10 protein-coding genes are annotated in these 9446 nt (G+C 42.7%); 3 read left to right on the forward strand and 7 right to left on the reverse strand.

Features of this window, described 5'->3' with window-relative positions; translation table 11 throughout:
- Window positions 1-188: 188 nt before the first annotated feature.
- The 5 genes from GTH32_RS18600 to GTH32_RS18620 all read right to left on the reverse strand — a co-directional run bounded on the left by GTH32_RS18600 (window position 189) and on the right by GTH32_RS18620 (window position 5826).
- Complete coding sequence (locus GTH32_RS18600; RefSeq protein ID WP_163088612.1) at window positions 189-905, reverse strand: PDC sensor domain-containing protein; 717 nt, start codon at window positions 903-905, stop codon at window positions 189-191.
- Window positions 906-1526: 621 nt separating this feature from the next.
- A complete protein-coding gene (locus GTH32_RS18605) occupies window positions 1527-4109 on the reverse strand; it encodes a M1 family metallopeptidase (protein ID WP_163088614.1) in 2583 nt (860 codons plus the stop codon).
- Between the two features lie 210 nt (window positions 4110-4319).
- The gene (locus GTH32_RS18610; RefSeq protein WP_246223320.1) at window positions 4320-5321 is read right to left on the reverse strand and encodes an ester cyclase; all 1002 of its coding nucleotides are present in this window, start codon (window positions 5319-5321) and stop codon (window positions 4320-4322) included.
- Between the two features lie 21 nt (window positions 5322-5342).
- Complete coding sequence (locus tag GTH32_RS18615; RefSeq protein WP_163088618.1) at window positions 5343-5606, reverse strand: type II toxin-antitoxin system RelE family toxin; 264 nt, start codon at window positions 5604-5606, stop codon at window positions 5343-5345.
- Window positions 5593-5826 (reverse strand): ribbon-helix-helix domain-containing protein, encoded by a 234-nt coding sequence (locus GTH32_RS18620; protein ID WP_163088620.1) that lies wholly within the window; start codon window positions 5824-5826, stop codon window positions 5593-5595. The genes GTH32_RS18615 and GTH32_RS18620 overlap by 14 nt, the downstream gene beginning before the upstream one ends.
- An 811-nt stretch (window positions 5827-6637) precedes the next feature.
- Between GTH32_RS18620 and GTH32_RS18625 the strand changes: the two genes are divergently transcribed.
- A complete protein-coding gene (locus GTH32_RS18625; protein WP_343033461.1) occupies window positions 6638-7639 on the forward strand; it encodes a reverse transcriptase domain-containing protein in 1002 nt (333 codons plus the stop codon).
- A gap of 79 nt (window positions 7640-7718) precedes the next feature.
- On the opposite strand, the gene GTH32_RS18630 is transcribed toward GTH32_RS18625, so the two are convergent.
- Window positions 7719-8141, reverse strand: a complete 423-nt coding sequence (locus GTH32_RS18630; protein WP_163088622.1) for a GNAT family N-acetyltransferase — start codon at window positions 8139-8141, stop codon at window positions 7719-7721.
- 199 nt (window positions 8142-8340) lie between these two features.
- On the opposite strand from GTH32_RS18630, the gene GTH32_RS18635 reads away from it, so the two are divergent.
- Entirely contained in the window at window positions 8341-8583 is a 243-nt protein-coding gene (locus GTH32_RS18635; RefSeq protein ID WP_020745298.1) for a type II toxin-antitoxin system ParD family antitoxin, read from the forward strand.
- A complete protein-coding gene (locus GTH32_RS18640; protein ID WP_163088624.1) occupies window positions 8580-8882 on the forward strand; it encodes a type II toxin-antitoxin system RelE/ParE family toxin in 303 nt (100 codons plus the stop codon). Before GTH32_RS18635 ends, GTH32_RS18640 begins: the two co-directional genes overlap by 4 nt.
- Before the next feature lie 103 nt (window positions 8883-8985).
- On the opposite strand, the gene GTH32_RS18645 is transcribed toward GTH32_RS18640, so the two are convergent.
- A complete protein-coding gene (locus tag GTH32_RS18645) occupies window positions 8986-9303 on the reverse strand; it encodes a hypothetical protein (RefSeq protein WP_163088627.1) in 318 nt (105 codons plus the stop codon).
- Window positions 9304-9446: the final 143 nt, after the last annotated feature.

Raw genomic sequence — 9446 nt, forward strand, 5'->3', positions numbered from 1 at the left:
CAGTCAATTGGCTATGTTATTCACTCTGGCGAACGTGTTTAAAGTTGACCAGATGTTACGACGACAGCCAAGATCTGTTTGAAATCCGGGAATGGCCCGGAAGTAGGTCGAAATCCGGCCTAAAACGGCGGCATATTGGCCTAAACTGCAAAATTAGAGTTTAAAAATTAGGCAGGCGATGCTGCGGCTTAACTGAGCGTTAAACTGCGGGACTTATTCGCAGTTTCCTTAACATAAACTCTTTGATAGGGGCCATTACTAAGAAAAGCAGTGCCGTCAGTTACAGGAATTGTACGTTCACTCGCACTGTTTATGGCCTCTAAATGCGCGCCTAAAAGATTTTCGTTCGTCGGGTACGCTGCAATAATATTATTCTCACTGTCGGTTATGAAGGCTACCGTATGCTCAGGAAGATAAGACTCGGATAATATTTCACTCCACCATTGTAAAGAAATAACGGCGACAACTAAGCCGACTAACGTGCCTTGTTCTGAATCGATGACCGGGTAAGCAAAATTGACACTTGCTAAATTAGTGGCCCGGTCTATTTGAAATTCACCGATAGAAAAGTCTCGAGAAGCTATTGCCTTTTGTATGTATGGGCGATCGTACACATTTATTGCAGATTTCATTGGCTGGGCGTTACACAACAGTTGGCCACCATCACGTGGCACGCCGATGTTGACATAGTTGCTGTTTACCTTGAGTACGCTTGCGAGAAAACTACTGCATTGAGGAGAACTAGGTTGTTGCACAGCTTCAAACTCAGATAAGTTTTTTAAAAACAGCCGCGTTTTATCTATAAGGTTTGCCTGAACTTTCGAGTGCGTTTTCGCTGTATTCACCGCTTGGTTTATGGCGGCGTTTATTGCGTGTTCTCTTTCAATAAACGAATCATAGAACATGCCTGCCAATCCAGGTATGGCGACCATAACAATAAGGATTATTATTCTTGACTGCAGTGTTTGAAATAAATACGACATTTACACTTTATAAATCCGTTTAAAAATTTGGGTACGCAAACACCTATGTTTATAATTCTGTGATAAAAAGAGTGCGCACTTAAATATTACTAAGTATAGTAAACATTTCATTTAATATTTATTAAATATTAAATTGTTGCTTTAAAGGGCTAATTGTTTATTCACAATTTATCGGGTAGTAAATGATAAACATGAGAAAAACATACATAACGGCGTAAATCAAATGTAATTAAGACAGGCATAATACTTTGGTGTCGAAACTGTAATTCAGTACACTTTCGTTAACGGGATTTTCTACCCATACTGTTAAAGGAATAAATCAACGTTAGAAAGCTGCAATGCCTAAAGCCACAAATTAGTTTAGCAGGTTATCTTGTTATTACTGTTTTGTTATTACTTTTTTTTGCGCTGTGTTCGCCGAGCATTACTGGGCAGGGTAGGGGATAATAGGTACCACATAGAAAAGCTCTGGTTGTTACCAGAGCGTGTTTGTTTTTTCTATTGTTAGATAGGCGTTTCCCCACCTATTTTATGTATGTCGATTTATTCAACGCTGTAATGGCTTAAATAGCGATTAAAGTCTTCTTGGAACGTGTCTTTAAGGCGTAAGCATTGCTGAGTATTATCTAGCATTACATCATAGCTTCTTGCCATGCCCTGATAGTTATCTTTAATGGGTTCATAGAACGCCTTAGCAAGATTTAGGTTGTCTATGTCACAGGTGGTAGAAAGGAACTCTGGCATTCGAGATACATGAAAATCCGGCATTTTGCTGATTAGAGAATCTATGTTCTCTTCTAACCATGCGTATAGCAATGTGTCATCTTCTAAATTACGGGATATAATAATAGGCATGTATAAGGCCTCAGAAGGGGCGATTAAGTCTGATAGCGCAAGGTCTAGCATCCTGTTTACTGTTTTTTTATCAGTAAAACTCATATAGTAAAGCAGCGTCATTTTTACATTTGGTAATGTGGCCTTTTTATAAGCTGCCACTATTCTATCGAACATTGCAGGATCACCATGTTTAGTGCTTACAACAATTGCTGTTTTGGCAATGTCGGCTGGTACACTGGTGGTGTCCTCAATATATTGTTTCGTTAACGCTTTGCTTTTTTCGATCAGTGATTCGTTTTGTGCATACCTCCCTAGTAAATAATATAGGCTGTTTCTTAGCTCGATCTCGCTCTCGGTTTCTTCGCTAGACTGCTCCAATGTAAGTGCATTAAGAATAGGAAGGTATTCTTGCGTTAACAGGGCGGCATAATTATCTCGGTTGCCATCATTGACGAGGTACGTGAAATCAAGCAATACAACTACCGCTGCCCGTTTAACTTCGGCCTCGGTGTCTTTTGCCAACGCGTTTAACACTGACATGACATCACCAATATTAATAGCGCCTGCTTTGAGCATCGCTCGCGTGTTAAAAAGTACGTTTTTCTTTTCTCTGTTATTTAATACATCAAGATCATTGAGCAGCGCAGTTAACTGGGTGTTTGAGATAGCCCATCGAAAATACCCTGTGGCGTTATCGTTTGGAAACACCCACTCGGCTTCGGCTAATTGCGGCAAGCGTGTGATCTTTTCATCAATGAACACAACTTCTTGCTTAATACTGCCGTTCACTTTATAGGTAAGTTTGAGTGGTACTGCCCATGTTTGTGGAGCTACTTGTGCCCCGGCGTAGTGAAAACGTGTCTGTGTTACCGTGCCGTTCTGAGCAAACGTTATCAATGGATAACCGGGCTGCTCTAAGTAGTCCTTCATCATGGCACTTAAGCTAAATTCAGAAACATCATCCAGTGCTGCCCATAAATCATCAGCAACCGTATTTTTCCAAGCATGCTTATTCATATAGTTGCGCACGCCTTCGCGGAATTTTTCTGTACCTATAAGTGATTCAATCATCTCTAAGACCGATTCACCTTTTGAATAATTAAGTTCTAAACCATCCATTACATCCGACTGGTTACGTACTACTTTTTTTACTGCTTTAACAGTAGGGCTTCCATCCTCTTCAAACGCGATTTCTTGTATAATACTCTCGCCCATATTGAGCTCTGGATAAAGCTGCTTCATGGTATAAGTGGCTGCCCAAGAAGCAAATGCTTCATTGAGCCACAAGTCATCCCACCACTCCATGGTCACTAAATTTCCAAACCACTGGTGAGCAAGTTCGTGGGCAATGGTTGACAGCGAATAACTGCGTTCTTTTAATGAGGGGTTATCCCCTAGCAGCAAAAGACCATCTTGATAAGTAATTAAACCTACATTTTCCATGGCCCCATAAGTAAAGTTAGGTACTGCCACAAAGTCTAACTTTTTATAGGGGTACTTGATGCCAAAGAAAGATTCTAAAGCGGTGAGAATCTTTGGCGTGTGTTTTACTACAAATTTCGTGTTCTCAGCATGTCCTTTCGGTACATATACCTTGCCCGGCACTGAAAGACCAGTTAGCTCTACACTATCAAACGGGCCCACAGCGTACGCTAAAAGGTAGGTAGGCATAGGTTTGGTTTTCTCAAAAACCACGGTTTGCTCGCCATCGTTTACCGTGCGTTTGGCTACCGGTGTATTCGACACCACAAGGTGCTTTTCAGGCGATATTATGGTTAGTTGGTAAGGAATTTTAAACGCTGGCTCATCAAAGCTTGGAAAAGCCCTACGGGCATGCATGTCTTCAAATTGGGTGAAGATATAGTTATTTTCTTCAAATTGAGACAAATACATGCCATCTGAAGAAATATCCAGCTTGCCTTCAAATTGAAGAGTAAGCTGATAGTCGCCCTTTGCAATCTCCTCCTCTGCAGCTCCCCAATTTATATTGTAATCACCTTCACTTACGGTTAACGCCATGGTGGCGTCGCCTTGCGTTAGAAACGCCTGGGTTATATTTAAGTCTATTTGATAGAACCCCACCTTGTTGATGGGCGTATTAACCGTAATATCTATCACCGTTGAGCCCGAATAGTTCCTAGCATCAGGGTCTATATTTAACTCAATTTTTTGAAATGAAGGAGTTACAGAAGCAGGCAAACGGTAGCCCACATCTTTGGCAAATGCAGAAGCAATAGTTAACGTTACCGACAATACTACACAACCCATGAAAGCTAAGACGCGTGGCATGTTTCAATTCCCTTTAATGTGTTTGTGAGGCGAAGCTTTCGCCGCACCTAATTTTACTCACTAAAGAATAGGCACAGGTTGCGACTATCGCAAGATAGCGCATTATTTAACCATGATTTGCACGTATAATAGCTAATAGGGTAGGGATAATTAGGAAGCCCCGCATAGTAAATTTAGGCTATACGGGGCCAAACGCATCTTTAACGGGCGTTATCGATACTTATTACGGGTTAACTGCTTTACTCGGGCGAATACATCTACACCGAGTTGACGGTAAACGTGAAGTAAGTCTATCAACACCCAATTTTCTCGAATCATGCCGTTTTCGTTTCGCCAAAAATCCAAGCTGCGCATCGTGATGGGTTTATCGTTGGGCACAATACCAAGCCATCCATCACCAGAAATCGTCATGCTCATACCCGGCCAACCGGTAAACCCTACATAGTTATTTTCAGAAAATAAGTGCCCATTTGCAGGGTCGCCCACGCGATTAGGCATACCGTTTAAAAACGCTTCTTGGTGTGTATTGCGAAAGCCCTGTATACCACGGCCAGAACCTATTCCTGAAGGGCCATACCAATTTGACTTAGCATGCCAATATTTGTCGAGATTCATTGCCTCAACGCCGCCTTCGGCAAAATTGCCTAAACTATTTAGCATATCTAGCACAAGTTGATGGCTCTGCGCTGTCAGAGCATTGTCTTCTTCAAATAAGTGAATGCCATCTTGGGTAGAAGGCCCAGGTACATGCCACTCAGTACCTAAACTTGGGCTAAAAGGCCAGCATTTGGCCTGCATCATCACTTCTGGCAAGTCCCAAATGGCCTGTACTTCCACAATTTTCTCACCGTCGAAGCGGTAAAATTCGTGAAAGCGCATGTGTATCTGATCGCCTGTGGCCGGTATATCTAACCAAGGTTTTGCCAAACGCCCCGTGTAGTAACCACAGCATCCCAACCAGCGTAGCTGCTTGTCGTCTTCACCCACCATTACAATGGTATCTCGACGTTCAAGGTCGGGTATCGCTTCTAGTAACGGCGCGTACACGGTATCAAGCATTTCTCTGTGGCCGACCATTTCGCCAAACGGCTCACAAAACTTAATCGCTGCATCCTTTGAAAAAAGCGCATCACCTAGTGTTTTAAGCTTTTCTAAATCAAAGTCATTGTAAGAGATGGCGTCATGTGGGAAGAAAAAGCAGTTTAAATTCAAGGTTGACGCCATAGTCGTTTGTTAGGTACGTTTATAAACATCGGAGCGATGCCCGACTTTTATCACCTGTACTACAAGCTCGGTTTCTCGGATTTCATAAATTATCCTATAAAGACCTTGTCGTATACGATACAAGTCGAGTCCACTAAGCCTAATTGCTCCATCCCTTCGCGGGTTTTCAGCTAATAAGTCAATTTTGGCGAGGATCTTTTTAACGTCCGACTTGGGAATTGCCCTAAAATCTTTTGCTACTGATTTCTTGAAAGTGACGCTATATTTTTCCATCAGCTTCCAAACTGTTTAGCAAGTCCTCATAGGAAATTTCGGGCTCTTTGGCCCTTTGTCTTACCGCAGCCAAATCTTCTTGATCTTCTTTCATGAGGAGTCTTACTGCTTCATCAATCAGTTCTGATATTGAGGTATCTGATGATGCTGCCCGCAGTTTCAATGCATTATGAATTGCTGGTTCGAAGTAGACGGTTGATCGTTTTGATAAAGTACTCATGAATAAGTCTCCATTTAAGTAACATTAAAACATTATAGCGTTAAAATGTCAGTGGGGCTAATTTTTGCTCAAAAGTACCTTTTAAATAAGGGGCGCAGGCACGTAGGGCATAATGGCGAAGCCGCACCGCATGTATGCGTCCCAGCGAACGTAGTGAGTGACTTAATTTTTTTGGTACGCCCAGCATGGGCGTGAACTAATGAGCGGAGGCCGCCCCGGATGAAAGTCCTCTGTAGGAAAGTCACCGTTCACATAACTTTTTGGTTATTAAACGTTAACTACTAGCGAATGGCAAGGGCAAAACCGTAAGGGATTGTCTGAAGGAAGCCGGACGCAAAACTTCGAGCTGATGAATAAGAACATCATATGAGGCGTAGGCTGGAGGCGAGATAGCCAAAGATATCGAAGCCACGTGATTTAACGGCCACCGTAAATGATGCTGCAGTGTAGGGAAAGTTCACACCCTTATCTGCGGTGGGACTGGCCTTCCAGAGATCTGTTTAACAGGCGATCGGTAAACAACCAGTCAGGTTCTGGTATACAAGTGCCTAGGTCTTTGAATCTCATCAACTCAAAGGAGCGAACATGATGGAAGCCGATAGCGTCGACAGGGGCAACCTTGAAGATGATTAAGCAGAAGTCAGCAGACGGCATAGTAGCCAAATGCCTATCGTAATGGTTGGGACTCGGTGAAGTCGGAGGCCGACCCGCCCGAACATTTAGAACAAAGGAGGAGTCTTATTGAACTTGAACACACGAATGCCGACCGGTAGAGACGTGACTCAGCGTATCGATAAGCAGCCAGCCTTTAGTGCAGATCTACTTGAGCTTACTCTCCGACCCAACCTTCTCAGATAACAGTTTTGGGTTTAGGCCAAACCGAAATGGGCAACAAGCGGTGAAGCAGGTACAAGGCATCATTAAAACGGGACGCCGTTTAGCGGTAGATGTCGACCTGTCAAAGTTCTTTGACCGTGTTGATCACGATTTACTTATGACCCACCTTGGCTATAAAGTGAAGGATAAGCGATTGCTTAAATTGATTAAACGTTACTTACGAGCTGGGATTCTCTGCAAAACCAAGGGGGATAACCAGTTCTATAGTGAGAGTCGCGAAGGAGTTCCACAAGGCGGGCCATTGTCTCCCTTGTTGGCAAACATAATGCTCGACCCCTTGGATAAAGAGCTTGAGAAGCGAGGGCACAAATTTGCTCGTTATGCGAATGACTTCAGCATATTGGTGAATACTCCACGTACGGGTAAGCGCGTGCTGAGCAGTATCAGTAGATTCCTGAGTCACTGCTTGAAATTGGTCGTTAACTCGGTCAAAAGCCATGTCGTTAAAACCAGTGAAAGCAAGTTCCTTGGATTCACATTCAAGGGAGGTCGCATTCATTGGCACCCGAAGACAGTGCTGAAGTTTAAGCAACAGGTCAGACGGTTAACGAATCGTAACTGGGGGGTGTCTATGCGCTACCAACTCTTTAAGCTCAGCCAATACCTACGTGGCTGGATAAACTATTTTGGTATCGCTAGTGGTTATCAGCGATGCGTCGGTCTAGATCATTGGATCAGGCGCAGAGTACGCATGGCCTATTGGCGACAGTGGCGAAAGCCGCGAACCAAAGTGAGAAGTTTAATGAAGTTGGGAGTACATGTGCAGGTCGCAGTTGCTTGTGGTATCACCAGCAAGGGGCCATGGCGTAGTGCGAAATCCTCAGGAATCAGCCAGGCTTTATCGCTTGATTATTTAAAATCTGAAGGACTTTACTCGTTGCGTGATGGTTGGATTGTACTTCACCATCCTAAGTGAAACGCCCTGTGCGGAGCCGCATGCAGGGTGTTGTGGGGGCTGGAGGTTAGAGACCTCCGGCTACCCGATTATGCCTTTTTTACAATACTTTAACGAATTTAATCTTACTATTATCTACAGTACCATTATCTTCGTATCCATTTATTTGATAACCACTAGAAATTAGTAAGTGAATCATTGATGAAAAACGATTCATTGATTTAACACTAATTGAAGAGTATCCCGCATTAGAAGCCCAATTTTCTTGTACTTCTCTCAACTTTGTTGCTATGCCTAAATTACGATAATCAGGCGAAACACCACCCAACCAACTATAAAATTCAGTATCTGTTAATTTATAGCCAGCTAATTTACCTTTGTATTTAGCAACCAAGATTAGAGTCTGCTTATCTTGAAGACGGCAATTTAAACTTTTAAATGTACTAGCCTTATCAAATTCTGTAATTTTAGAACTAATAATTAACACATCGTCGATATTGCCAACTTCACAGGTTATAGACATGATTGGTAATACTCTTAAGGCATAATGGCCCGCATAACGGGCAAAAACTACGAAGGCTATAATACCGAGCGAAGCGACGGGAGCCTACGTGTTTTTGTCCCTTGCGAGCGCAGCGAGTGTTAATGCGTTTGTTACGCGCTATTGACTTACAGTGCGCAAATACCATAATTAGGTATATATTGGTACTAGGAGAAAGCAAATGGCTAAAAATACCAGCATTACCCTTGGTGACCATTTTGATGGCTTTATTGCTAGCCAAATTCAAACTGGTCGATATGGTTCAGCGAGCGAAGTAATTCGTTCAGCTCTTCGCTTGCTAGAAACACAGGAGACCAAATTAAACACTTTGCGTCAATTACTTGTAGCAGGTGAAGAAAGCGGCGAGGCTGAATACGACCTTGAGAACTTGATATCAGAACTAGATGGTGAATTAAAAGAGTGAAACCATTTAAGTTAACTGTACTCGCAAAATCCGATTTAAAAGATATCGCGTTATTTACGCAACGGAAATGGGGGCGGGAACAGCGTAATGTGTACCTAAAACAGTTCGACGATTCATTTTGGATGTTGTCTGAAAATCCTGATATCGGTAAAAGCTGCGACGAAATAAGAGACGGATACAGAAAGTTTCCGCAAGGTAGTCACGTTATTTTCTACAAGCAAACTGGTAGCCAGGAAATTCTGATTATAAGAATTCTTCATAAAAGTATGGATGTAAATCCATTACGCTTTGGCGCATAACGCTAAGCTTTGGGGCGCTAGCACGTGGGCTAAAATCCGAGCGAAGCGAGCCAGCCCACGTGTTAGCGTCCCAGCGAACGAAGTGAGTGCGTTTATTGAGTTGTTATAAGCACTGTTCAAAAGAGGTGCGAGCCACATGAACAGAGTTTTCAGCAATATATGAACCAATTAGCCCAATAGGTTTTTCATACCATGCTTTTTCTGTAGTTTTTTCTTGAATAGCTGCCTTCGTATTTTCTACGGCAACCTGTAGATCTTCACGTATGAATGTACCGGGCTTCGCTTCTTGAAGGTGTCTTCGAAGTATCGAATCAAAACTGTGTAAGTCTTTTAGCTTCGTTTCTACTAAAAACTTTCCTTTTGTTAAAGCGATTAGTTCATCTCTTTGAGAAGAACTTGATTCAAAGCTGAGTTTTTTCATCGCGCCTCCTTGCACATAACCCCCCAAGAAGGGGCAATGACACGTGGGCTATAATAAGGAACGAAGTGACGGGAGCCTACGTGTTATTGTCCCGCTTACTTGGTTTGTTATGTAACTATTTTGCAGGCTCATCGCTAAAAAGC

It is taken from the genome of Alteromonas profundi, from assembly GCF_010500865.1.
Lineage (GTDB): Bacteria > Pseudomonadota > Gammaproteobacteria > Enterobacterales > Alteromonadaceae > Alteromonas > Alteromonas profundi.

Bases quoted from the DNA above. Each gene is read 5' to 3' on its own strand.
- GTH32_RS18600 (WP_163088612.1), bottom strand. From the start codon at position 905: ATGTTCTATGATTCGTTTATTGAAAGAGAACACGCAATAAACGCCGCC.
- GTH32_RS18605 (WP_163088614.1), bottom strand. From the start codon at position 4,109: ATGCCACGCGTCTTAGCTTTCATGGGTTGTGTAGTATTGTCGGTAACG.
- GTH32_RS18615 (WP_163088618.1), bottom strand. From the start codon at position 5,606: ATGGAAAAATATAGCGTCACTTTCAAGAAATCAGTAGCAAAAGATTTT.
- GTH32_RS18620 (WP_163088620.1), bottom strand. From the start codon at position 5,826: ATGAGTACTTTATCAAAACGATCAACCGTCTACTTCGAACCAGCAATT.
- GTH32_RS18630 (WP_163088622.1), bottom strand. From the start codon at position 8,141: ATGTCTATAACCTGTGAAGTTGGCAATATCGACGATGTGTTAATTATT.
- GTH32_RS18635 (WP_020745298.1), top strand. From the start codon at position 8,341: ATGGCTAAAAATACCAGCATTACCCTTGGTGACCATTTTGATGGCTTT.
- GTH32_RS18645 (WP_163088627.1), bottom strand. From the start codon at position 9,303: ATGAAAAAACTCAGCTTTGAATCAAGTTCTTCTCAAAGAGATGAACTA.